The sequence below is a fragment of the Flavobacterium kingsejongi genome (assembly GCF_003076475.1).
Classification (GTDB): domain Bacteria; phylum Bacteroidota; class Bacteroidia; order Flavobacteriales; family Flavobacteriaceae; genus Flavobacterium; species Flavobacterium kingsejongi.
Map to the genome: position 1 here is coordinate 2,065,330 of NZ_CP020919.1, position 25,895 is coordinate 2,091,224.

Sequence of the window (25,895 nt, forward strand, 5' to 3'; positions counted from 1 at the left end):
TTCATTTTTAAATATGCTAGCAATTATTATCCCTTATTATAAGCTGCGTTTTTTTGAAGCAACGCTTTTATCATTGGCTCGTCAGACGAATAAAGCCTTTAATATCTATATTGGTAATGATGCAAGTCCGGAAGATCCATCTTTTGTCCTTGATAAATATACTAATGAACTGAGAATACAATACCATTATTTTGAAGATAATTTGGGTGCCATATCACTGACAAAACAATGGGAGAGATGCCTGCAAATGATTAGTGATGAAGACTGGGTGATGTTTTTGGGAGATGATGATATGGTGGATGAAAACTGTGTAGATGAATTTTATAAAAGTGTTGCGAAGGTAGAACAGCTGAACATAAATGTAATTCGTTTTGCTACTCGTGTTATAAATGAAAAAAATGAAAAGTTACAAGAGATTTATCACTATCCGGTAATTGAAAAATCTACAGATTTTTTGATGAGAAGATTGGCTGGTGAGACAAGAAGTTCTTTGAGTCAATATATTTTTAGAAAGTCAGTTGTAAGTGAGGTCGGTTTTGTTGATTTTCCTTTAGCATGGCATTCAGATGATCTGGCAGTTTTGGAATTTTCAAATTTTGACTCAATCTATTCTTTAAACTCAGCTATAGTTTATTTTCGTAAAAGCGGAATCAATATAACCAGTAAAAATGATAACCTTAGAGCGAAAAATACAGCTTCCTTTGAATATTATTATTATTTATTAAAGCATAAAAGCCGTTATTTTGATCGTATAAAAAAAGATATTCTATATCAAAAGATCGAAAAGGCATTCTTAAATGATAAAAAAAATAGTGCCTTTTGGCTTGCTCTGACAAAATTATATTGTTGTAATCTGATGTTTTATAGGTATTTAATGTTGCTTATTAGTGCTGTAAAATCCTTTTTAAATCGTAAAAAATAAATCGATGAAATTTTTAATCATAGTTCAGGATTTGAGAATCACAGGAACCAGTGAAGGAATAGTTTCCAGGTCTTTTTTAGGCAAGTTGAGGAGTGTTTTTCCAAATGCTTATATTGAAGTATTATATTTGAAAAATCATGATAATGAGGACGATTTGAATTTACTCCCAATAGATTCCATTCGAGATTTTCATATCAATCGTACGATTCCTTTTTTTACAAAATGGATTAATAAAATATACTGGCGTTTATTTCACGAATCATTGAATGAAAAAAAAATTCAGGAAAGGTATGCAACAGTAATGGCAACAGCTGATTTTGAAAAGTTTGACCATATTTTCATCAGAAGTTCAGGCTTAGACTATGAGACTATTCTTGCTGCCAAAAAACTTCCGGTCTTAAAAAATGCGATTATTAATTTTCACGATCCATTTCCTGTTTTTTGGGATACTGGATCACGAAAAAAATTAACAGCAATCGAATTGTTTCGATTGAAAAACATGTGGGAAATTGTACAGCAGGCAAAAGTGTGTATAACACCAGCGTTGCTCCTCTCAGAAGATTTGGAACATCTGTACGGTTCAGAGAAAAAATTCTATACCTTACCGCATCAATACGACAAAAAAGTTTTTAATTTGAGTAGCACTGATAAGGTGAGGCAAAAAAATAAACCGGTGACAATTTCGTATCATGGTGCTATCCAGTTGGGTCGGAATATAGATATTGTCCTGGATGCCTATCAGGAATTGATAGCGAATTCTATTTTTCATAAAGAAAATACAGAGTTTGTGTTGCGCTTACGAGGAAGTCAAAATCAAAGGCTTAAAAATAAGTACCAGGAAACGGCTAATATTATTATATTGGATACATTGGATTTTGCAAATTCCTGTAATGAACAATCGAATGAGACAGATATTTTGATTATTTTGGAAAATTCATCACCGCACAGTAATATCTTGGGTGGTAAAGCACCTTTCCTGGCATCACTACATAAGCCAATATTAATTATCGCACCAAATAGAAGTGAAATGCGAAGGATTGTTTCTGATAATCAATTTATTGCAGACTGTAGGAATAAAGAGGAAATTCGCGAGAAATTAAAAAATTTGATTGATAAAAGAATAGCAAATCCAGCATCACAGTTTCCATTTGGCGATTATTTCGAGGAACAGAATTTTAAGGAATCTTTATTGCGAATTCTGGAAGTTGCCAAATGAGCAATATGAAAATGGATAGCGATACAGAGATGTTAGCGATAGTAATACCCTTTTATAAGGCAAAATTCTTTGATGCAACACTAAAATCATTGTCAGCCCAAACCGATAAACGGTTTAAAGTCTATATCGGTGATGATAGTAGCCCGGATGATATCACAAAAATGTTGGATAATTATCGCGAACATTTTTGTTTTGAATATAAAAGGTTTGAAGAGAATTTAGGAAAAAAAGCATTACCACGTCAATGGGAGCGTTGTGTCAAGATGACAGCAGGAGAAGAATGGATAGTATTACTGGGAGATGATGACGTTTTGGGAGATGGTGTAGTTGCTGCTTTTTATAAAAACATTTCACTCAAGGCTAACGCTATAAATAGTATACGTTACGCAAGTTGTACAATCGATGAAAATGGAGTGCAAACGTCTAAAGTTTTTTTTAATCCAACAATTGAAAGTGCAATAGATTTTTTCTTTAGAAAGCAACGAAGCTCCTTAAGTGAATATATATTTAAGGTCAGTAAAATAAATCAAGTAGGTTTTAAAAATTTTGAATTAGGTTGGTGTTCTGATATTTTGGCCGTTTTGGAGTTTTCAGATTTTGGTGCTGTATATTCTATCAATGAAGCTTTGGTTAATGTTCGTATATCGAGTCAAAGTATATCGGGGAATCAGGATAATCATAAATTAAAGTTCAAAGCAGCATTTCGGTTTTTGTATTATTTAATTGCCAACAAAAAAGCATATTTTTCTGATTTTCAGCAAAAAAAAATACTCGAGGAAATGAGCAAAGTATACCTGAATCAAAAGAAAAATTTATTTTTTTTCGCAAAGGTATCAACCCAATATTGGATTCGCGGTTTATTCAGGGAGTATTGTATTTTTATACTTTCATTTTTTAAGATAGTTTTTAAAACAAAATAATAAGAATGGATCAGGACGTTTTAGTTACAATTATAGTACCTGTTTATAATCGTGCAATCACTATTGTAGAGACCCTGGAATCTATTGTGAAACAGACTCATAACAACTGGGAATGCATAATTGTTGATGATAACTCTACAGATGCAACAGTAACAGTTGTAGAATCGCTTATAAGTAACGACATTAGATTTCAATTATTTATAAAACCAGAGGGGCATAAACGTAATGCAGCGACTTCGAGGAATATAGGTTTGCAGAACGCTAAAGGGGAATACATTCAGTTTTTAGACTCAGATGACATTTTATCTGTTGATAAAATAGAAAAACAATTAGAGATTCTCACACAACACAGTACATTTACGATGGCTACCTGTAAATGGGGTAAATTTACACTGATAAATAATCCTATCCAGCTTTATGATGACAGTCTTGATTATAGAAATTTCGAAAATAGTCGTGACTATTTCCAGGTCATAGGAAAACAGGGTGGTTTTTTTCCGTTACACAGCTTTTTAGTCCATCGTGATCTGATACGTTTTTCAGGATATTGGAATGAAAATTTAAGTATTAATGATGATGGGGAATTTTTCTTTAGGATCATTAAGAATTGTGATAAAATCATTTTTTCGGAAGAAGGCTATGTTTTGTATAGGCAAAATACAGATAATAATTTAAGTGTACTCAATTCAGAAGCTAAAGCAAAAGATTTGGTAAGTAGCTGGAAGATTATTGAGGCTTTATATGAAGCAACATATAATGAGTCAGGTGCCGACTATATTCTTAAAAAGAAAAGAAGTATTTATAACGAATTAAAAATAAATTATAGTGGAATTATAAAAGCCAATAGACACTTTTTTTATATCCAAAGAAAGGAAGATACATTTATACTCCGGTTAAAAAAAATAAGAAAAAGAATAAAGAATAAAATAAAATTATTTTATAAAAAGACTAATGAGGGTAGGTTTTAATCCACATAAAGACAAAGTTGAATCTGATACGAGATACCTTCATCAGGTTATCATACCGGTTTATATACCGAATGAAGAAGGCTATTTTGGCGATAGTATAACCATCTTTAAATATTGTTTGCAATCCCTGTTTAAAACCTGTCATGAAAAAACATTCTTTACAATTGTAAATAACGGCAGTTGTCAAAAAGTTTTAGACTATTGTAATCAATTACTTTTCGAAAAAAAAATACATGAAATCATACACACCAGCAATATAGGAAAGTTAAATGCCGTTTTAAAGGGCGTTACAGGACATAATATACCATTAGTTACTATAGCTGATGCCGATGTGCTATTTTTAACCCATTGGCAAAACGAAACCAATAATGTTTTTGCCCGCTTTCCAAAAGCAGGAGTCGTAGGTATTGTTCCGCAGTTCAAGCAATTTGAAGGAGGTTCCGTAAATGTCATAAGGGAAATGTTTTTTTCCAGAAAATTACGCTTTACAGACGTTAAAAACCCATTAGCTTTAATTCAATTTTACAAAAGCATTGGTTGGGATCATGATTATAATAAAGATTATCTTTTGAAAAATCTTACCATAGCCTCAAAAGGCTATTTTGCCATCGTAGGATCCGGACATTTTGTAGCGACCTACAGGAGGGACTTATTCGATAAAATCATAACATTTAACGAGGCTAAAATGGGAGCGGGTTCTGAAAAATATTTGGATGATTTGCCACTAAAGCAAGGCCTGTGGAGATTGACTACAGCGAATAACCACGCTTTTCATATGGGAAATGTAAAAGAAAGCTGGATGGAGGAAGAACTCAAAAATCTCATGCCTGAAGATTTAGAAATGTGTCCTGGTGCAACATATGAAAACCTTGAGAAAAGTGCACTGGGGCTGGGTATTACAAATCGGATATTCCAAAAACTTTTTTCAAAAAGATGGTTTCGTAAATGGTTTTATAAATATAAAGGATTGCCTCCTAATATGATTTCCAATTATTAAGCACAGATGACTGATATAAAATTCTCCCTTCTCCTTACTACCAAAAACCGTAAAGAAGACCTTCTTTTTACACTACATAAAATAGGACACTTACTCGACAGGCCCGATGTAGAATATATTATTTGTGATGACGGTTCAACAGACGGTACTTCTGAAAGGCTCACCGAAGATTTTCCGGGGCTACAGTTATTCCGGCATGAAAAATCGAAAGGCTTGATTTACAGCCGGAACCGTTTGATGGAACGGGCAGCAGGGGAATTTGCAATTTCACTGGATGATGACCTTCATTTTTTGACCGTAAATCCTTTAGAAGAAATCGATACTTTTTTTAATATTCATCCTGAATGTGCAGTAGTCAGTTTCCGGATATACTGGAACACATCTGCTCCCGAAACCATTATGAGTAATCATAAAACGGAACGGGTAAAAAGTTTTGCCGGAGGCGCACATGCCTGGCGAATGTCAGCTTGGAAAACGATACCCGACTATCCCGATTGGTTTGTGTTTTATGGAGAAGAGGATTTTGCAGCCTATCAGTTGTTTAAAAAGCAAAAACAGATTTATTATCTGCCAAGTGTCCCGGTCCATCATCGGGTTGATTTGAAAGAACGCAAAAATAAAAAAGACTACAGGCTTCGTTTGAGAAGATCCCTGCGCTCCGGATGGTATTTGTATTTTATGTTTTATCCGTGGCTACTTATTCCCCGGCGACTGGCTTATTCCCTTTGGATACAGTTGCGAAAGAGAACATTGAAAGGTGATGGAAAAGCTACAGTAGCTATATTCCAGGCAATGGGAGATGTGATACTAAATATTCCCAGGCTGTTGCGAAATAGCAACCGGATGACGCGACAGGAGTTTGAAGAATTTAGTACTTTGGCGGAGACAAAACTATATTGGACACCTGAAGATGAAAAATAAAACGATAGCCATCATTCCTGCCCGCGGAGGATCAAAGCGACTACCCGGTAAAAATCTCCTGCTTTTAGGAGGTATTCCTTTATTGGGGCATAGTATTCTTTATGCACAAAAACAGGAGTGTATCGCTGACGTATATGTTTCTACCGATGATGATGCAATTGCAGCAGTGGCAGTTCAATTTGGAGCAAAAGTCATTAAGAGACCGGAAGCGCTTTCCGGAGATTTTGAACCCACAGTCTCCGCACTGCGGCATGTGTTGGAGTCAATAGCCGAAACGGTGGATGATATTATCCTCCTGCAAGCCACAAATCCATTGCGCCCGGAAAACTTACTAAAAGAAGCTTATCAAATTTATACATCGGGGAATCATGAAAGCCTGTTTACCGTTACGCGGAACCATCACAAACTGGGAAGAATAGTTGCGGATAAATACGTGCCATTTAATTATACACCGGGGCAGCGCAGCCAGGATGTGGAACCGCTTTATTTTGAGAACGGTCTGCTGTATATTTGCAAAGCTAATCTGATCATGAAGGATTGTATTGTAAGCCCGGAAGCATTCCCGATGATAGTTGACCATCCTTTTGCTTTAATCGATATTGATACGGCAGCAGATCTTGATTATGCTACCTATGTATATAAAAATAATTTTACAGAAAAATAATGAAACCCTATATAGAAATAGCCGGTAGAAAAATCGGTCCCGATTATCCACCATTAGTAATTGCTGAGATTGGCATTAATCATGAAGGTTCTTTAGCTGTAGCAAAAGAAATGGTTGATGCTGCACAACGTGCCGGAGCAGAAGTAGTCAAACATCAGACCCATATCGTCGCAGATGAGATGAGTGCTGCAGCCAAAAAGGTAATTCCCGGAAATGCCACGGTATCTATTTATGATATTATGGAACGCTGTGCCCTGGACGAATCAGACGAATGGGAACTGAAACAATATGTCGAAAGCAAAGGCATGATTTTTATTTCTACGCCCTTTTCAAGAGCAGCAGCAGAACGCCTTCATAAATTTGACCTGCCGGCCTACAAGATTGGTTCCGGAGAGTGTAACAACTATCCACTTTTGGAGCATATTGCAGCATTTGGGAAACCGGTAATCCTAAGTACAGGGATGAATACTATTGAAAGCGTCCGAAAAGCCGTAGCAATATTTGATCGTCATAAAGTTCCTGTTGCCTTATTGCATACCACAAACTTATATCCTACACCCATCCACCTGGTACGTTTTGGAGCCATGACACAATTGCACGAAGCATTTCCGGATAAAGTTTTTGGATTAAGTGATCATACACTGAACAATAATGCCTGCTTGGGAGCTGTTGCTTTGGGAGCTTCTATTTTAGAGCGTCATTTTACGGATCACATGCAGCGTACTGGCCCGGATATTGGGTGCAGTATGGATGAAAAAGCGTGTAAAGATCTTATTATAGCGTCTGAAGAAATTTGGCAGATGCGTGGTGGAATTAAAGCACCGGCTCTGGAGGAACAAGTTACTATTGATTTTGCATTTGCCACTGTTTGTACGATTTCATCCATAAAAAAAGGAGAAGTTTTTACCAAAGAGAATATCTGGGTGAAACGACCAGGAACAGGAGCCATACCTGCAGAAGATTATTCTATTATTTTAGGAAAAAAAGCGCTTACAGATCTTGAACAGGATGAACAGTTAACGTGGGAAGATATTGAAGTGTAATTTTAGGACACAAGCAATTTATAGCGATCAAACGAATGCAAATGAAAAAAATACTTTTCCTTACAGGTACAAGAGCCGATTTTGGTAAAATCAAATCACTGATCCAAATTTTGGAACAGACGGATGATTTTGAAGTTTATGTTGCTGTAACAGGGATGCATTTACAGGAAAAATATGGTTATACTTTGATTGAGATTGAGCGTTGTGGTTTTAAAAATATTCACACCTTTTCCAATCATACCCATGAGACAACAATGGATCTTACTCTGGCCAAAACCATTGAAGGATTATCTTCCTACACCAAGACTATTGTTCCCGATCTGATTGTGGTGCATGGTGATCGTGTGGAAACCCTGGCTGGAGCTATTGTAGGGTCACTTAATAATATATTGGTTGCCCACATCGAAGGGGGAGAATTGTCAGGAACTGTAGATGATTTAATTCGGCACAGTGTGAGTAAATTGAGTCATATTCATTTTGTGTCCAATAAGGCTGCTAAAAAACGGTTGATTCAAATGGGTGAAATCACCAATGCTGTAGTCACTATTGGTTCTCCCGATATTGATATTATGTTTTCGGATCAGTTGCCCAGTATTGAAACAGTAAAGCAATATTATAAAATTGATTTTGAGGATTATGCCATCGCGATGTTTCATCCGGTAACGACAGAGGCCAATGCAATGAAAGAATATGCAAAAGAGTTTGTAGCCGCGTTATTAGAAGATTCCCATAACTATGTTATTATTTATCCTAATAATGATTTAGGGAGTGCTACTATTTTTGAAGCATATGAAAAACTACAGGATAATGCACAATTCCGTATATTCCCATCGTTGCGTTTTGAATATTTTCTCACCCTGTTAAAAGAATCCCAGTTTATAATAGGCAATAGTAGCGCAGGAATCCGGGAGGCGCCCTATTATGGGATTCCTGCTATAAATATTGGTACCCGACAGCAGAACCGGGCTTTAGAGGGAGCAATACTCCATGCTGATTATGCTAAGGAATCTATTAGCCAGGCATTAAAAGAGATAACATTTCAAGAAAAAAAGGAAGTCCAAAATGATTTTGGAAGTGGGAATAGTGCACAATTGTTTTTAGAATCTCTGCAGAAGGGTGATATTTGGTTGTTGAATCACCAAAAACAGTTCAGGGATATATAACAGTAGCTATGAGATTTTTAAAATCAGTTTATTATAAAGTGCTCAAATTCAAAAACAGGTTGTTGGTTGGAAGACCGGTTCTGGTACTCATGTACCACAGGATAAATGATGTAGTAGATCTACCCGCAGCCCATTTGACAGTTTCTGTAGCTGATTTTGAAAAACAATTGCAATACTTTACAACGAACTATCAGATTTTAGGGCTGCGAGACAACTGGACAAACTTAAAAAAAACAGGAGTAGTACTCACGTTTGATGATGGTTATGCGGATAACTATACCAAAGCGTTGCCGCTCTTGGAAAAATACAATATACCCGCTACTTTTTTTATAGCTACAGAAAATATTGATACAGAGGAGGGATTTTGGTGGGATCGCCTCAATCAGGATTATATACAATGTGATGACACCTTTTTTCTTCCAGGAAGCATTGATAAAGTATCTAAAAATAATAATTTGTTACGAAGCTTATCGATAGAACTTACAAAATTAAAGCAAGATGAAAAAAGGGAATGGCTGGAAGAATGGGAAAAAAAGAACGGTATTTCCTATCTGCCAAGACCGGAATACCGATCAATGACTGTAGCAGAAGTAACGGCTGTTGAAGAGCACCCGTTACTGACCGTAGGATTGCATACCCACAATCATTATCCCTTAGGTCAACTATCGTATGACGATCAAAAAGAAGAATTGGAATTGTCAATCCAAAAACTCAAAGAACTTGGGGTAAAGAAGATTGATTACCTGGCTTTGCCACATGGATCTTATAATACAGAAACCATAAGGCTATGTGAGGAATTTAATTTTTCCGGAGTCCTATTGGCGAATAACTATTATTCCAATATAGGAAATAAACATAAAAAGAAAATCAACCGGATTTTGATGCCTTCTCTATCAGGGAAGAAAATATCTGAATATTTGAAAAAATATGATTAATTAAAATGAAAGGTAGAGTTGACTGGCATATCTTAAATTGATCATAAAGAGACTACCTTTGCATTTTTGGAACTTATTAGAAAAGAGGAGCAATACAATGAAGAAATTAGGAGTGGTGATAACAGATGGTGTAGGCTACAGGAATTTTATCTTAAGTGATTTCTTAAGTGAAGCTGGGAAAACTTTCGATGAAGTGGTGCTGCTTTCCTGTTTACCGGCGAGTATTTATGGGACATTATCTTCCAATTGCAGAGTAGTGGAAGTTCCTGTTTTTGAAGAGACATTTAAAACCTGGTTTTTCCGAAAAGCGAAAGAGGTAGCCCACCTGCAACTCCATAAAAAAAATAATTTTGGTATTCAGGATGCATTACATACCAATAAGTCGGATACAAAAACACCGAGAGGGTATGCCACACGGTTCTTATTCCGATTGACTGCAATACTACATTCCGAAAAATGGATTCAGCATTATAACACTTTACAACAAATCACCTTTCGGAATAATCCTACAGTTAAGGGGTATAGGGAACTTTTGGAGAAAGAGAAATTTAACCTTCTCTTTTTCACACACCAACGCCCACCTTTTATTGCGCCATTGGTCTATCAGGCAGAACAGTTAAAAATAAAAACATGTTCTTTTATTTTTAGCTGGGATAATTTAGCCTCAAAAGGAAGAATGGCGGCTAATTTTGATTATTTTCTGGTATGGAGTACTTTGATGCAACAGGAACTGCAGGAATTTTATTCCAGTGTAAAAATTGAAAATATAAAAGTAGTGGGAACGCCTCAATTTGAACCCTATGTGCTGGAACGGTACCATAGCTCTAAAGAATATTTTTACACCCGATTTAGTATAAATCCGTTAAAAAAGACAATCTGTTTTAGCTGTGGAGATAGTTCGACCAGCCGGAATGATGAATTATATATTACCTGCATTGCCAGAGCAATCCAAAATAAAACCTTACCTGATGTCAATCTGATTGTACGCACATCACCTGCGGAGGATCCCATCCGTTTTTCAGAAATCGTAGCTCAATTTCCTTTTATACAATGGAATTACCCACAATGGAATTTATCCCGTACCGGACATCAGGAATCCTGGTCACAACGTATTCCTTCGGAACAGGACAGTAAGGATTTACGAAGCCTTTTAGAATATTCAGACCTTAATATTAATATGTTATCAACTATGAGCCTGGATTTTATGCAGTTTGATAAGCCTGTTATTAATACCGTTTTCGGGAATGTGGCGAATGGGTTATACAATGACCAACGGTTTTTGGAGTATGCCCATATTATAAATGTGATCAACAGCAATGCGACACGTATTGTAAAAAATGTAACCGAACTTATAGATGCCATAAAAATGGATTTGGAAGTACCGGAATTAAAGCAGAAAGAGCGGACAGCATTAGTAAAACTGCAGGTTGGGGCGCCACTATTGAATACCGGGAAACGAATCGCGACAACTTTATTACAATGGGTGTAGAACGAAAAAAAATAGCCATACTCTGCAATTATCGCCTTTTACCGGACAGGATTGGTGGTATGGATTACTTTTTTTGGCTATTCGATCAGGAATGTAGTGTAAATATGATTGATGTAGATTGGTTTTTCCCCAATGCAGCCCAACATGGAGCCTATAGCAAGATGAATATTATAGCCACTGGCAATGAACCGGAACGATTTTTTATAGCGTATTGTAAAGAACAATCAACTGCCTATACACATGTCATTACTCATTTCATAGCATTATGTACTCCTTTTTTTAAGGAAGTAAAACAACTTACGAAAGCCCGGATTATTGGCGTAGATCATAATCCAAGGCCGGTTGGAGGTTATCCTTTAAGAAAGAAGGTGGAGAAACGAATAAAAGGATTCCTGTTTTCCAGATACATTGATTGTTTTGTTGGAGTTTCGGAATATACAGTTCAAGAACTTACTAAGGATTTTGGACCACAATTATCCCGTAAAACAATTCGAATATACAATGGTGTTTTGATTGACGGTATTAAAAAACATCAGTATCGTAGCGAGCAAGAACCCTTATTTATGGTAGCTTCCCATTTAAGGGAATCCAAAGGGATTCAGGATCTGATAGAAGCTGTTGTATTTCTGCCAGATACTGTGAAAGCGAAATTGAAAATAGACGTATATGGTGATGGACCTTATGGAGCTGTGTTACGTAAAAAAGTGCAGTCCCACAAATTAGATGCTATTTTTTGTTTTAAAGGCAATAGCCCCGATCTTAAATCAACTTATTGTCTTTATGATTATATGTTACAACCCACTCACATGGAGTGTTTTAGCCTGTCAATTTTGGAGAGCCTCGCAGCAAATGTACCCGTTATCACTACAAATGTAGGTGGTAATGAGGAAGTTATCGAAAGTGGAAAAAATGGCTTTGTATATACCGTAAAAGACATAGTAGCTTTAAAAGAGCTGCTTTTAGATTTATTTTCAGGAGAAAAAAGGATTACAATTGATACAAGATCATTAATTGAAGAAGGCTTTTCACTGGAATTAATGGTAAAAAACCACTTTAAACTACTCTCATGAAGATAGCGTTTCTCACTCCCGAATACCCCCATGCTTTGACTACTAAATCCGGAGGCATTGGTACCAGTATTGCAAACCTTGGAAAAGCACTCGCTGCATTGGGCCATGAGATACTCGTAATTGTTTATGGACAAAAAGAAGATACTGAGTTTATGGATCAGGAGGTTCAGGTACATGCAGTAAAAAATATAAAAATGAAAGGCCTGTCCTGGTATTTTACCCGTAAAAAGATTCAAAACAGGATCAATAAATTGGTCCAAGAAAATAAGATTGATATTGTCGAAGCCCCGGACTGGACCGGAATAACTTCTTTTATGAAATTACAGTGTCCTTTGGTCATTCGGGAGAATGGTTCTGATACCTATTTTTGCTATCTTGATAACAGAAAAGTAAAGTGGATCAATAAATTACACGAGCGAAAAGCATTAAAAAATGCAGATGGAATAATTTCTGTAAGTCATTTTACCGGTGAGCTTACGGATGCACTAATGGGACTAAAAAGTGATTTTACGGTGATTCCGAACGGGATTGATGCAAGACTGTTTCATAAAAGAAATATACAGAGTTCCGATACTTTAGCAATATTATACTTTGGAAGCCTCATTCGTAAAAAGGGGCTATTGGAATTACCCGCGATTTTTAATCAGGTCATTGTTCAGTTTCCAAATGCAACACTAAAGTTAATCGGTAAGGATGTTCCAGATATTATTTCTGGAAACCCTTCTACCTGGGCTATGATGCAACCTTTATTTTCAAAGGAAGCTTTAAAGCAGGTGACCTATTTGGGGGGTGTTGAATATAGTGAGATAAAATCTCATATAGAAGATGCTGCAGTTTGTGTCTTTCCGTCTTTTGCAGAAGCATTCCCGGTTTCCTGGCTTGAGGCCATGGCGATGAAAAAGGCGATTGTTGCTTCCAATATAGGATGGGCCACAGAAATGATAACGGATGGGCAGACTGGTTTTTTGGTTCATCCGACCGATCATCACGATTTCGCAGCAAAAATAGTGCGATTGTTGGAAGAGCCTGAACTTCGATTTCAGTTTGGGGAATCTGCCCGAAAAAAAATAGAAGAAGATTTTGACAATATTGTAATAGCCAGGAAAAGCATCCTATTGTATGAATCCATCCTGAATAAAAGGAAATGAGTTTTATGTTAAAAGAATACCGTACAACAAGTGGCGAAATTATTTTATATAATGGGAACCCAAATTTCGAGCACTTAGAAACGCTGATACAAGGTCCGGGAGATATATGGCATAGTTCCTGGGAGCAAGGCTATAAAAATGCCTTTCCTGAAATTGTCTATCAATCAGCAACGTTTTGGTATATCAATGATTTTAATGATCTTGATGAAGCAGTAAGCTGGAGAATCAATCCGTACCAATTTTGTATTCGGAAGTCAGTTTGGAATCTCCTTGGAGGTTTTGATGCTGATTTTGAAAGCCTGCAGGCACAAGCCTTATTTTTGGGATATATGGCAGTACGATACAAGGGCGCTGTTCCTTTGTATGTAAAAGGACTTTTCCAGGATCAGTCAAAGGATGCTGTAGTGGTTTCAGCAAAAGACCGTTATGTTTTTTACCGAAAAAGCTTTAAAACCAGTCATTCCCTTTTTATGTTGTATCGTAAGGGATGGTGGAAATTAAGCGAATGGCGTGCTTTTAACTATACCAGGAATAAAGCAAGGCTATTGCCTAAAAAAACTGTAGTTCCGCCCAGGGAATTACAAGGCATAGTAGGAAAGCCAAAAGTGAGTTATATCATCCCAACAATGTCCCGTCAGGATTTTACATTGCAGTTACTGAAAGACTTAAAAAAACAAACTTATGGTGTTGATGAGGTAATTATTGTAGATGCTACACCAGAGGAAGCAAGAGAGAAATCGTATTATAATTCGGAAGATTATGATTTCCGTTTGATAGTGCAATGGCAGGAAACGAAAGGAAGCTGCCGTGCCCGAAATGAAGCAATCGCCCATTGTAATGGGGATTATATTGTTTTTGGTGATGATGATATCCGGATTCCACCTGATTTTATAGAAAATCATATTCGGTTATTACAAACCTATAATGCCGGAGCTTGCAACGGACTGGATATACGTGCAGATCATCAGCAACAGACATTGGAAGATTTGCAGCAAAAACTCATAAAATTCGACGAACAGCGATGGATTTCCGGAGCTTCACAGAGTTTTAGCAATGCTAATTCTTGTGTCAAAAAAGAATATGTAAATCTGCTAAAAGGCAATGACATTAATTTTGATGGTGGTTATGGGGAAGATAGTGACTTTGGCTTGTCATTAAGCAAATTAGGGGTAACAGTCATGCATAACCCGTTTTCTGCGAACCTGCATCTCAAACCTCCAGTAGGAGGCTATCGCAGTTGGGGTGAACAGGCAAAGATTATCGGAAAGAAGCGAAAAAAACAACCCTGGGAATTGGACACGCCGGTAAAATGGATACGCCCTGTTCCGAGTCCTACGATTATGTATATGATCCTGAAACAATTTACACCACAACAGGTGCAAGAATACAAACAAAAATATTTTATACTTTATCTGTTCAAAGGATCCAAGTGGAAGCTGCCACTACGAATAATCAGATTACCCTATCGCTTATTACAATTTCGGAAATCGGTATTTTATGCCCGTAAATTAATGCAGCTTGGCATACGGATAAAATAATCATTTCAGAAGGATACACCTGTGCTGAAAAGCACTCCACAAATATAAAAGTATAGGATGGTACTGATAGCTGTAGCACCGCTATAAAATTAGTTCGATAGTGGGTGAAGGTTGCCAAAATGGCACGATCCTGATGCAAATTTCTTATATTTGTTCACCAACCTAAAGCAATGAAATTTTCCCTGATTATCTGTACGTATATGCGTCCCGATCCATTACTGAAATTATTACATTCAGTTCGGGAACAATCCGTATATCCAGATCAGATCGTGATTGTAGATGGATCAACAGATTTAGAAACAACAGATAGATTAGCCAAAAATGATTTTGAAAAGGTAGACTATTTTTTAGTACAACCTGAAGAGCGGGGACTAACAAAGCAAAGGAACTTTGGGATTGCCCAAACTGCTGGCGATACAACTATTATCTGTTTTTTGGATGATGATATCATTTTAGAGAAAGACTATTTCAAAAGACTTCTGCAAACCTATGAAGATTTTCCCGAAGCATTAGGTGTTGGGGGGTACATAAATAATGAAGTACATTGGGAAAAAACAGCAGAACGTTATAGCTCCAATAAACAGGAGTTTCATTATGACGGCTGGAAGCGCAAAGACGGCAGTCGTTTTGTATTGCGTAAAAAAATAGGCCTGGATAGCGATCGTCCACCCGGTTTTGCTCCGGATTTCTCCCATGGAAGAAGTGTTAGTTTTTTACCCCCATCAGGTAAAATATACGAAGTAGAGCAGCTAATGGGTGGTGTATCTTCCTTTCGCAAAACAGTATTTGACAGCTTGCAGTTTTCGGAATATTTCGAAGGCTATGGATTGTATGAAGATGCTGATTTTTCATTGCGTGTTGCGAAGAAGGGTAAACTGTATCTGAATACCAATGCCGTATTGGCCCATTACCATAATGCATCCGGAAGGCCCAATCAATACCAATATGGAAAGATGGTTGTGCGCAACGGATGGTATGTCTGGCGCGTTAAAAATCCAAAACCTTCGTTGAGTTCTAAATTAAAGTGGCATGCTATAACAGCACTGCTCACAGCAATACGATTTACCAATATCCTCACGACAAAGCAAAAAAAAGAAGCTTTTACAGAAGCCTTAGGCAGGACAGTAGGTTGGTGGAGCCTGATTATCAGCAAGCCGCAATAATACCTGCGTATAAAAACAAAAAATAGAGATGAAGTTTACTATTATTACACATGTGCCACACGTTCTGGAAAATAAGCAGTATTATGCTTATGGACCGTATGTGAATGAGATGAACCTCTGGTTAAAGCATGTGGATGAGGTAATAGTATGTGCTCCGGTAAGTTCAACGCTAAGAAATCCTATTGATTGTGCCTATGAGCAGGAAAACCTAAGTCTGGTAACACTTCAGGATTTTGATATAAAGTCACTAAGCGGGATAGTAAAAACAATGCTAAAAATTCCCCAAAACATGCTTCATATCTACCGAGCAATGAAAAGGGCAGACCATATACACCTGAGATGTCCCGGAAATATGGGTTTATTGGGATGTATAGTGCAGATTTTATTTCCGAAGAAACCAAAAACCGCAAAATATGCAGGGAATTGGGATCCCAATAGTAAACAGCCCTTTAGCTATAAGCTTCAGAAATGGATCTTGTCCAATACTTTTCTCACTCGAAACATGAAAGTATTGGTCTATGGAGAATGGGCTGGACAAACTGCCAATATTTATCCTTTTTTTACCGCGACTTATTCCGAAGCCGATAAGCAGCCTATCATAGAAAAGAATTTGGGGGGTAAGATAAAATGCCTTTTTGTAGGAACTTTATCAGAAGGCAAAAGACCATTATATGCAGCCGAGATGGTAGCTTCCTTGCTTCAGTCCGGTTATGATGTGACCCTGGATTACTATGGGGAAGGAGACCAAAAGATAATTTTGGAAAATTATAGTACGGCACATAATTTAGAAAGACAAATCAGGCTGCATGGAAATCAGCCTAAAGCGATTATAGAGCACGCTTATCGGGAAGCTCATTTTTTAATACTTCCTTCCAAAAGTGAGGGCTGGCCTAAAGTAATAGCAGAAGCTATGTTCTGGGGATGTTTACCCGTTGCTACTTCAGTATCCTGTGTGCCATTTATGCTGAATCACGGAAACGGGGGGATTTTGTTGACGCTTTCATTAAAGCGGGATAAGGCGAGGTTGCAAAACTATCTTTCGAATCCGGCACTATACCGGCAGCAGGTACTATCCGCTTCGGAATGGTCCAGAAAATATACTACTGATTTTTTTGAGCAGGAAATTAAAGTACTTTTACGCCCATGAGAATAGTACAGTTAATCGACTCTTTGGAACCTGGTGGAGCTGAACGTATGGCGGTAAATTATGCTAATATGCTCAGTGAAACAATTGCTTTTTCAAGTTTAGTAACAACACGGCAGGAGGGGGCTTTGAAAGAAGAGCTGCTGCCTGGAGTTTTTTATCTATTTCTAAAGAAGAAACACACTTTTGATTTTGGAGCTGTATTTCGACTACGGCATTTCATTAAAAAACATAAAATAGCGTTGATTCATGCCCATAGTTCCTCTTTTTTTATGGCAGTGATGACTAAACTGATTTATCCACGGGTAAAAATAATTTGGCATGATCATTATGGTAATAGTAATTTTCTCGAACAACGAAATGCCTCGGTTCTAAAATGGGCTTCTATTTTTTTTGCCGGTATCATTTCAGTAAATAAAGCATTGAAAAATTGGTCAATAGCACAATTACATTGCAATCAAATAGGTGTTCTCCCTAATTTCGTAGTAGAAGAAAAAGTTGGCGTTGTAGAAAATACACTAAAAGGAACCGATGGGAAGAGAATTATAATGGTTGCTAACCTCAGGCCACAAAAAGATCATTTTTTTTTGATTGCCATTGCCGATACATTACGAAAGTATGATCCGGATTGGTCATTTCATCTCATAGGGAAAGACTTTGAAGATGCCTATGCTGACAGAATTAAAAAGGAAATTCGGGATAAGAAACTCGAAAATAGTATATTTATATATGGTGCTCAAAATAAAACTGCAGTTAGTGTTGCAGCTTCCGATATTGCAATATTAACTTCAGAATCAGAAGGATTGCCTTTGGCTCTTTTGGAATACGGTATCCATAGTAAAGCGGTAATTTGTACGGATGTAGGTGATGTTAGTGATGTGATCCATTCTGGAAAAAATGGATATTTAGTTCCTCATGGTGATATTCCTACTTTTGTTAAGCGGTTAATAGAATTAATGGAAGATGTAGAGAGCCGGAGGAATTTTGGGCTACAGCTTCATAAAGAAGTGATTAATAACTATTCAGTTTCGGCAGTGTTTCAATCTTATGTTGATTTTATTACACCTATAGTAGATAATCAGGCGAATGCAAAATAGAAAACTTACATATATTGCTTTAGTAATCATTCATATCCTACTGGCGGGTATACTTTTTACAATTCCAGTAGTATCTAAACTGTACAGCATCTTAATTGTTGTTGCAGGAATAGCTGTGGTAGTAAAATCATCCAATAGGAATAATGAAGTCTTATATGTTGCTGCCTATCTTATAGGATCTGAAGTATTCCTAAGGATGACTGGCGGGAACTTTCTGAATGAATTTACGAAGTATTCTGTCCTGTTATTTATGGTATTAGGGATGTTTTATAGCGGTTTCTCAAAAAATAGCATGCCCTATTGGTTCTATTTAGTACTCCTTATTTCCGGTATTGTAGTGTCTTCTACGACCCTTAACCTGGAAACCGATATCAGGAAAGCTATTGCTTTTAATATTTCAGGGCCGGTATGTCTTGGCGTATCTGCGATTTACTGTTATCGTAGGAAAGTAACGTTGAAGCAACTGAATAATATCATAATGGCTTGTGCTCTGCCAATTCTGAGTACTGCAGTATATTTGTTTCTGTACACGCCCAGTATAAAAGAGGTAGTAATAGGAACAGCTTCCAACTTTGAGACCTCAGGTGGCTTTGGGCCGAATCAGGTGGCGACGATCTTAGGACTGGGGATCTTTTTATTTTTTGTACAAATTATACTCAATTCTTCGTCCCGTAAAATCAATATCATCAATGGGCTTATTTTAGGATTAGTTGCTTATCGGGCGATTGTGACTTTTTCACGTGGGGGAGTAATCACCGGGATTGCGATGATAATATTGCTCCTGGGCGTTTTGTATTTCTTTTCCAATGGGAAAGGTAAATTTAAAGTCGGCATTATAGTTACCTTTAGTGTTATTGCAGCTTTAGGCATATGGACCTATTCCTCGTTACAAACGAGAGGGCTGATTGAAAAAAGATACTCAAATGAAGATGCTATGGGTAGGGCCAAAGAAAGCCAGTTATCGGGTAGGGAAGAATTATTTGAAACGGAAATTCAGATGTTTTTAGACCATCCCTTATTGGGTATTGGTGTAGGGAAAAATAAAGAATACCGGATGCAGCTTACCGGAATTGAAGCGGCATCACACAGTGAAATGACACGGATGCTGGCAGAACATGGGAGCTTGGGTATGCTGGCATTACTCATCCTTCTTTTTACGCCTTTAGTGTTATATCTCGATAATCAGCAGCACATTTACCTGTTGTCTTTTTTTATTTTCTGGCTTCTCACCATTAATCATGCAGCAATGCGTATTGCGGCACCAGCATTTATATATGCACTTTCACTTCTAAAAGTCACTGCGGTTGAAGAAACTACTTTACATAGGGAATAAATTAGCGCAGCATGGTGCAACGCCTACAACCATCGATACGCTTGGAACACTTTTTGAAAAAGAAGGTTACAGTGTAAAGTATGCTTCCACTTACAGGAATAAGGTGTTGCGCCTTGGCGATATGGTAGGGCAGGTTTTTCGGAATAGGAATACTGTTGATTATGTACTTATTGATACCTATAGTACGACTAATTTTTGGTACGCTATACTTGTAGGCCAACTTTGCAGGATGCTGTCACTGAACTATATCCCATTACTCCATGGAGGGAACCTACCCAAGCGATTGGAGCAAAATCCAAAGTGGTGCCAATTGTTTTTTGGAAGAGCGTACCGAATCGTCGCACCTTCAAAATACCTTTTAACAGCTTTTAAATTAAAAGGATTTCCTTGTGAACCTATTCCCAATAGTGTAGAAGTAAATGACTATCCGTTTCAAAAGCGGGAACATATTAGGGCTAAAGTATTGTGGGTACGTTCTTTTGCCAAAATTTACAATCCAGGGATGGCTGTCACCGTAATTCATCAGCTAAAAAAAGAATATCCGGACGCCGAACTATGTATGATCGGGCCGGATAAAGACGGTTCATTAGTGGAAATACAGCAATATGCACAGGAGTTAGGGGTGACCATTGATTTTCCGGGTATGCTTTCTAAAAAAGAATGGATAACGCGTGCAAAGGAATATGATGTTTTTATCAATACCAGCAATTTTGACAATATGCCGGTAAGCCTCATTGAGGCGATGTGTTTGGGCCTACCTGTAGTGAGTACTGATGTAGGTGGGATTTCATATTTGATACATCATGGTGTTAATGGATTGACAGTTCCTGCAAACGATGCCGATGCGATGACAGCTGCAATACAACTATTGATCGGGGACTCGCAACAGGCTCAAGCGATTATTACAACAGCATACTTAGATGCTCAGCAGTACAATTGGGAGTGTATCAGGGATAAATGGTTCGAAATTTTACAGTAAAACCCCCTCTATTTTTCGATAAATAGCTAAATTGCGCTACTATTAAGCTACTATCCCCCTATGTATTCTAAAAAGAAAATTCATTTTGAAATTTCAGAACGAAAGGTTCTTCTCAGAATTTTTGATGTCGTATTTGTCCTGTTGGCATTGTATGGTATTGGTAATCTGTTTGACTTCGATTATTTCAATATTTCAGCAACCAATTTTTACTGGACAATTGTACTGGCATTGTACATTACATTATTTGGGTCTGTTTTCGAAATTTACAATCTTCAGGTCGCAAGTAATCAATTTCAGGTGGTCAAAGGAATTATCCTCACCGCTTCTACAACCGTATTGATTTACCTGTTAACACCAATGTTCACACCGGTACTTCCTTCAAACAGGCTCCAAATCTTATATTTCTTTTTTGCCGTTACCGGGGCATTATTGGCCTGGCGTATTTTTTATGCCGGCTTTCTGGCCTCAACGCGATTTGAAAAGAAAGCAGTCCTGGTCTGCGATAAAAATCAACTGACGGAATTGGTTAATGCACTTGCAAAAGAAGATCCACATTATAAAATTATTGGCTATGTAAACTCCGATTCTGATTCGCAATCAGAAGAAGTAGTAAAATTGAAAAGTATACTTCCGGAAAAGCTGGGCCATTTTGTCAAAAAAAATCAGATTTCTGAAATTGTCATCGCTTCCCAAAAAACGGATGGCATTACGACCATACTGTATTCCCAACTTTTACACCTGTTGGAAAATGGGATTACCATACGCGAGTATACACAGCTTTATGAAACAATAGCCCATCGTATTCCCGTGCAATTTGTATCCCGTGATTTTTACCGGTATTTCCCTTTCAGCAGGAACAATCACAATAAATTATACCTCAGTAGTATCAGGGTGATGGAAGTGCTGACATCCATAATAGGATTAATTGTGGGGGCAGTTCTTGTTCCTTTTATCTGGTTTGGCAATAAGATCAATAATAACGGGCCTTTATTTTATACCCAGGAAAGAGTCGGTAAGAATGGGGTGGTATTTCAGATTTATAAATTCAGGACCATGATCCAAAATGCTGAGAATGGGAAAGAAGCCATATTTGCGATCCAGAATGATGTACGTATTACCCCATTTGGAAAGTTCATGCGTAAAGCCAGGATAGACGAATTCCCACAGTTCCTGAATATTTTAAAAGGGGATATGGGGGTTATTGGGCCACGTCCCGAAAGGCCATTTTTTGTAAAGCAACTAGCAAAAGTAATGCCCTTTTATGAAACCCGGCATGTCATAAAACCCGGACTTACCGGATGGGCACAGGTAAATTATTCCTATGGGGAAAGCATAGAAGAAAGCCTGGTAAAGCTGCAATATGATCTTTATTATATCAAACACCGGAGTATATTCCTGGACACCAATATCATCATTAAAACACTAAGTACCGTAGTATTCTATCGGGGCCAGTAATAGGAAGGTGATTTTTTCCGTCTTGTAATCCCAAAGAGGAAAAGTACAATCATGACCGGAAGCGCCGCATAAGCAATATAATCCCCGAAGCGGACGTAGAATGTCTTTACATCATTCAGGTGAACCAGGCCGCGTAAAGCTGTCTTCTCATTATACTGTGTACGGCTGATAATATCTCCTTTCTGATTGATAAAAGCCGAAATTCCGGTATTGGCACTTCGTGCGATATCACGTCGTGTTTCTATCGCCCGCAGTTGGGCCAGGCTTAAATGCTGTTTATGGCCCTGGGTATCACTCCACCACGCATCGTTCGTGATGATGGCTAAAAATTGCGCATTATTTTTTACATATCCCGTTACATATTCTCCATAAACCGATTCATAGCAAATTACAGGCGCTACTTTCGTTCCATCATCACCCGTGAAAACACTGCGTTCTTTTTGGGTAGTTTTTGTAGAAATTGTACCACCCAAATCAATCATCAGGTTACCAATCAAAGGTTCTAATATTGGTTTATACGGTAAGTTTTCTATTCCTACAACCAGTTTCGACTTCAGGTACTTTTGATACGCGGGATTGCGATTGATAAAAAGAGCCGCATTATAATTGTTGACCCATAAATTGTCCCGGACAAAGTTGGAGGATGGTGTAACCTCTTTCGAATCGTAGACCAGGTCATAAGAATCAATTCCCCAAAGGAATTGCGCTTTAGGATGCAGGTAAATGTAATCCCGGAGCAAAGACCGTACTTCTGAATATTCAAAATTACCAAAAGGGAGATTTTGTGCTAAAACAGTTTCGGGTGCCAGTATGTATTCGGTATTCGGCGTAATCAGGGAATCCGTTTGCTGCAACAGTCCACGTGCTACTTCCAGATTGGGAATCGCATATTTCTCTTTATAGGGATCTACATTCGGCTGCAATACGATTACTTCTTTTGTTTTTCCGGTACTATGATAAGTGGTATACATCCATAACGAAAGCACTAAAGGGATACTGATGATTAGAATGAATTGGGCTGTTTTACGGCTTAGGTTTTGCACTAAGGCATAAAAACCAAAAGCATTGGCAATCCAAATCCAGAGCGTTCCTCCAAAAGTCCCTGTAAATTCATACCATTGTACCCATTGAGGATAATCGGAGAATACATTTCCTAAATTCAGCCATGGCCAGGAGAAATCCCAGATCAGGTGAAGTTTCTCAAAACAAATCCATAAGGTAATAAGAAATATCAGGCTCAGGATCTGGTTCACCCGTTTGGCGATACTATGATACAGCAGGAAAAGGAGGCTCATCAGTAGGGTATTGACCAGATTTGCAAAAAGCATTCCGAAAAGATCGGCATTAATCAGCCACCAGGTCGTGATCAGGTTCCAAATCAGGAAAGCCCAGTAGGCATTTGCCCACACCCGTAGTTTCTTTTGGGTTCCGGATACACGGATGTTCTGCTCCGCCATTAATAGCGGTATAAAAGCAATAAATATAAGGAGTGGAAAGCCATAGGTAGGCCAACTTGCAGCCAGCAATAGTCCCGTGAGGGTTGCAGAAAGAAATGTATTTTTAAATAATTTCATTGTAGGTACGGATTGATCGGGTAGATTTAGCGCCTAAAGATACCCAAATCAACTTTAAGAGAAAAAATATTCGAGTATAATGCCACACTTTGGTCACCAATATCGGTTAAAGCATAATCAATTTCGATGCCTTTGTATTTGAATCCCAAACCAATATTGGGTTGAAAGCCTACTTTTTTAGTATTGTCGAGCTGTACGACATTTTGGAAATTCCCAACTCCGGCACGCAGGAACACCAAGTCCAGGTAGCCCCCTTCAAAGCCTATAGCAGGATCGATACTCACGGCATTCGTAGAAATGATATCATTGGTTCGCGCAAATCGCATGTTGAGGTTGGCAGCGGCCAATAAGCTATAATCGTAATGGAAGATGAATTTTTTGGACATTCCCAGTTGTGCTTTTGGCAATGTTATCTCTGTCGTTTCCGGCAATTCCTGGTTCTCACCCGGAACAGCATCTTTAATTTTATTGTAAGCCGCTTCGTTGATATTCCAGACATTGTATGTCGTGGTGATATCGCGGAGCATTAATCCAAATTTCCAGTCATTACGTTCAAACTGGACGCCAACGTCAAATCCAAATCCCCACGAGCTGGCAAAATCTCCGATGATCCTACGAATCACTTTGGCGTTTACACCATAATTCAGGCCTTCCAGCGGAAGTTTACGCGCATAGGAAAAGGTGATGCCGTAATCGGCGGTAGAAAAAAGGCTAATCCGGTTATAATCGATATTGCCCTGGCTGTCGATTAATTCTGTAGTATTCAGGATATCATCCACCCCAAAACGAATGATCGAAATCCCAAAAGCGCTGCGGTCATCAATCGGTTTCGCAAAAGCCACATAATCATATTTGGCAATATTGGCAAAATAGCTGGCGTGCATCAATGATAACTGGGAGTCTTCCAATGCAGTTAGTCCTGCAGGATTCCAATAGGCAGAATTTACATCCCCGGTACTTGCGGTTACTGCATTGGCCATTCCCAAAGCAGCTGCATCCACACCGATATTCATAAATTCATTGGAATATTTACGTACTGCCTGCCCGTAAACTGCAGAAATACCGAAAAACAGAACGACAAAGGAAATTTTTTTCAAGACCAATTATTTTATACAAATATTAAATAAAATTCTGAGATATTAAACTCTCTTTTAGGTTAACTTATTGTGCAATGTGGTTCTGGGACGGCAAATTAGAATATAAAAAAGAAGGGAAGCACCACTTTTGGTATTTTTAGGCCTCTATACCGGCTGCTTTCCCAAATCTCCCGGAGAAAAACCGGGAGGATTTTCCATTGCATCCGGGCTAATAATCGACCATTGCATTCTATTCAACCGCAGAAAGCGCAAAACTTATGAGTGGCGGGATTTCAAAAGTGCCGTAAAAATTAATACCTTTGCCGGACAAAAACAGATCATGAAAATAAAAGCACAAATCCCAAATATTATTACACTTCTCAACCTTTTTTGCGGATGTATCGCGTTGGTTTTTGCCTTCAGGCTTAATTTTGAGTATGCTTTTTATTTTGTATCCCTTGGGATATTCCTCGATTTTTTTGATGGTTTTTTCGCGCGTCTCCTAAAGGTACAGAGTGCTTTAGGCCTGCAGCTGGATTCCCTGGCCGATATGGTGACCAGCGGCGTCGTGCCGGGAACCGCAATGTTTTTTCTTTTAGCACACAGCCAAAATCCGGGATATGGTTTTTTTCAGCCCGATTTCACGGGTTCTTTACTACCGTTTTTAGGATTTATCATTACGATGGGATCCTGTTACCGCCTGGCAAACTTCAACGTAGATACGCGCCAGACGAGTTCCTTTATCGGGCTTCCAACTCCGGCGAACGCTTTGTTTATCTTGAGTCTTCCCCTGATCGTTGCCTACAACGAATATCCAGTTGTCACAGCCGCACTTTCCAATCAGTGGGTACTGCTTTTTATCACGGCTTTGAGTGCTTATATCCTGAATGCGGAAATTCCTTTATTCGCCTTAAAAATCAAATCCTTTGACCTGAAGAGTAACCTGTTGCAAATTGTTTTTATCCTGATTTCATTGGGATTGATTATTTTCTTTCGTTTTTTAGGAATTCCATTATTGATTATTGTATACATTCTCATGTCGGTCATCAACAATGCCACCCAAAAAGATTAGTCAGGGTA

Annotated in this window: 23 protein-coding genes; 21 read left to right on the forward strand and 2 right to left on the reverse strand. The window is 38.0% G+C overall.

The window, feature by feature from the left end:
- Nucleotides 1-13: 13 nt before the first annotated feature.
- From FK004_RS09040 to FK004_RS09135, 20 genes are all read left to right on the forward strand, one after another.
- A complete protein-coding gene (locus FK004_RS09040) occupies nucleotides 14-922 on the forward strand; it encodes a glycosyltransferase family 2 protein (protein ID WP_108736980.1) in 909 nt (302 codons plus the stop codon).
- 4 nt (nucleotides 923-926) lie between these two features.
- Nucleotides 927-2,138, forward strand: a complete 1,212-nt coding sequence (locus FK004_RS09045) for a glycosyltransferase family protein (protein WP_108736981.1) — start codon at nucleotides 927-929, stop codon at nucleotides 2,136-2,138.
- A gap of 5 nt (nucleotides 2,139-2,143) precedes the next feature.
- On the forward strand, nucleotides 2,144-3,058 hold the full coding sequence (locus FK004_RS09050) for a glycosyltransferase family 2 protein (RefSeq protein ID WP_157956063.1): 915 nt from the start codon (nucleotides 2,144-2,146) through the stop codon (nucleotides 3,056-3,058).
- A 5-nt stretch (nucleotides 3,059-3,063) separates the two neighbouring features.
- Complete coding sequence (locus FK004_RS09055; RefSeq protein WP_108736983.1) at nucleotides 3,064-4,026, forward strand: glycosyltransferase family 2 protein; 963 nt, start codon at nucleotides 3,064-3,066, stop codon at nucleotides 4,024-4,026.
- A complete protein-coding gene (locus FK004_RS09060) occupies nucleotides 4,010-5,023 on the forward strand; it encodes a glycosyltransferase (protein WP_108736984.1) in 1,014 nt (337 codons plus the stop codon). Before FK004_RS09055 ends, FK004_RS09060 begins: the two co-directional genes overlap by 17 nt.
- A gap of 6 nt (nucleotides 5,024-5,029) precedes the next feature.
- A complete protein-coding gene (locus tag FK004_RS09065) occupies nucleotides 5,030-5,944 on the forward strand; it encodes a glycosyltransferase family 2 protein (protein ID WP_108736985.1) in 915 nt (304 codons plus the stop codon).
- Nucleotides 5,934-6,608 carry an acylneuraminate cytidylyltransferase family protein gene (locus FK004_RS09070; protein WP_108736986.1) on the forward strand — a complete coding sequence of 225 codons (675 nt, stop codon included), beginning with the start codon at nucleotides 5,934-5,936 and terminating at the stop codon, nucleotides 6,606-6,608. Before FK004_RS09065 ends, FK004_RS09070 begins: the two co-directional genes overlap by 11 nt.
- Nucleotides 6,608-7,651, forward strand: coding sequence for an N-acetylneuraminate synthase family protein (locus FK004_RS09075; RefSeq protein ID WP_108736987.1), 1,044 nt, complete (start codon nucleotides 6,608-6,610; stop codon nucleotides 7,649-7,651). Before FK004_RS09070 ends, FK004_RS09075 begins: the two co-directional genes overlap by 1 nt.
- 41 nt (nucleotides 7,652-7,692) lie before the next feature.
- Complete coding sequence (gene neuC / locus FK004_RS09080) at nucleotides 7,693-8,814, forward strand: UDP-N-acetylglucosamine 2-epimerase (RefSeq protein WP_108736988.1); 1,122 nt, start codon at nucleotides 7,693-7,695, stop codon at nucleotides 8,812-8,814.
- An 8-nt stretch (nucleotides 8,815-8,822) separates the two neighbouring features.
- Nucleotides 8,823-9,749 carry a polysaccharide deacetylase family protein gene (locus FK004_RS09085; protein WP_108736989.1) on the forward strand — a complete coding sequence of 309 codons (927 nt, stop codon included), beginning with the start codon at nucleotides 8,823-8,825 and terminating at the stop codon, nucleotides 9,747-9,749.
- 97 nt (nucleotides 9,750-9,846) lie between these two features.
- The gene (locus FK004_RS09090; protein WP_108736990.1) at nucleotides 9,847-11,238 is read left to right on the forward strand and encodes a hypothetical protein; all 1,392 of its coding nucleotides are present in this window, start codon (nucleotides 9,847-9,849) and stop codon (nucleotides 11,236-11,238) included.
- A 104-nt stretch (nucleotides 11,239-11,342) separates the two neighbouring features.
- Nucleotides 11,343-12,308 carry a glycosyltransferase family 4 protein gene (locus FK004_RS09095; protein ID WP_227871697.1) on the forward strand — a complete coding sequence of 322 codons (966 nt, stop codon included), beginning with the start codon at nucleotides 11,343-11,345 and terminating at the stop codon, nucleotides 12,306-12,308.
- Nucleotides 12,305-13,456 carry a glycosyltransferase family 4 protein gene (locus FK004_RS09100; protein ID WP_108736991.1) on the forward strand — a complete coding sequence of 384 codons (1,152 nt, stop codon included), beginning with the start codon at nucleotides 12,305-12,307 and terminating at the stop codon, nucleotides 13,454-13,456. Before FK004_RS09095 ends, FK004_RS09100 begins: the two co-directional genes overlap by 4 nt.
- Nucleotides 13,453-14,994 carry a glycosyltransferase family 2 protein gene (locus tag FK004_RS09105; RefSeq protein ID WP_108736992.1) on the forward strand — a complete coding sequence of 514 codons (1,542 nt, stop codon included), beginning with the start codon at nucleotides 13,453-13,455 and terminating at the stop codon, nucleotides 14,992-14,994. Before FK004_RS09100 ends, FK004_RS09105 begins: the two co-directional genes overlap by 4 nt.
- 170 nt (nucleotides 14,995-15,164) lie before the next feature.
- Nucleotides 15,165-16,157 carry a glycosyltransferase family 2 protein gene (locus tag FK004_RS09110; protein ID WP_108736993.1) on the forward strand — a complete coding sequence of 331 codons (993 nt, stop codon included), beginning with the start codon at nucleotides 15,165-15,167 and terminating at the stop codon, nucleotides 16,155-16,157.
- Between the two features lie 28 nt (nucleotides 16,158-16,185).
- On the forward strand, nucleotides 16,186-17,304 hold the full coding sequence (locus tag FK004_RS09115; RefSeq protein ID WP_108736994.1) for a glycosyltransferase: 1,119 nt from the start codon (nucleotides 16,186-16,188) through the stop codon (nucleotides 17,302-17,304).
- Nucleotides 17,301-18,398, forward strand: coding sequence for a glycosyltransferase (locus FK004_RS09120; RefSeq protein ID WP_108736995.1), 1,098 nt, complete (start codon nucleotides 17,301-17,303; stop codon nucleotides 18,396-18,398). Before FK004_RS09115 ends, FK004_RS09120 begins: the two co-directional genes overlap by 4 nt.
- Nucleotides 18,388-19,731, forward strand: coding sequence for an O-antigen ligase family protein (locus FK004_RS09125; protein WP_108736996.1), 1,344 nt, complete (start codon nucleotides 18,388-18,390; stop codon nucleotides 19,729-19,731). The genes FK004_RS09120 and FK004_RS09125 overlap by 11 nt, the downstream gene beginning before the upstream one ends.
- Nucleotides 19,703-20,710, forward strand: a complete 1,008-nt coding sequence (locus tag FK004_RS09130) for a glycosyltransferase family 4 protein (protein WP_108736997.1) — start codon at nucleotides 19,703-19,705, stop codon at nucleotides 20,708-20,710. The genes FK004_RS09125 and FK004_RS09130 overlap by 29 nt, the downstream gene beginning before the upstream one ends.
- 60 nt (nucleotides 20,711-20,770) lie before the next feature.
- Nucleotides 20,771-22,165 carry a sugar transferase gene (locus FK004_RS09135; protein ID WP_108736998.1) on the forward strand — a complete coding sequence of 465 codons (1,395 nt, stop codon included), beginning with the start codon at nucleotides 20,771-20,773 and terminating at the stop codon, nucleotides 22,163-22,165.
- On the opposite strand, the gene lnt is transcribed toward FK004_RS09135, so the two are convergent.
- Nucleotides 22,150-23,739 (reverse strand): apolipoprotein N-acyltransferase, encoded by a 1,590-nt coding sequence (lnt, locus tag FK004_RS09140; RefSeq protein WP_108736999.1) that lies wholly within the window; start codon nucleotides 23,737-23,739, stop codon nucleotides 22,150-22,152. The two genes, FK004_RS09135 and lnt, sit on opposite strands and share 16 nt — an antisense overlap.
- Before the next feature lie 26 nt (nucleotides 23,740-23,765).
- Complete coding sequence (locus FK004_RS09145) at nucleotides 23,766-24,836, reverse strand: putative type IX sorting system protein PorV2 (RefSeq protein WP_475404854.1); 1,071 nt, start codon at nucleotides 24,834-24,836, stop codon at nucleotides 23,766-23,768.
- A gap of 319 nt (nucleotides 24,837-25,155) precedes the next feature.
- On the opposite strand from FK004_RS09145, the gene FK004_RS09150 reads away from it, so the two are divergent.
- Nucleotides 25,156-25,887 (forward strand): CDP-alcohol phosphatidyltransferase family protein, encoded by a 732-nt coding sequence (locus tag FK004_RS09150; protein ID WP_108738799.1) that lies wholly within the window; start codon nucleotides 25,156-25,158, stop codon nucleotides 25,885-25,887.
- The last annotated feature ends 8 nt before the right edge of the window (nucleotides 25,888-25,895 follow it).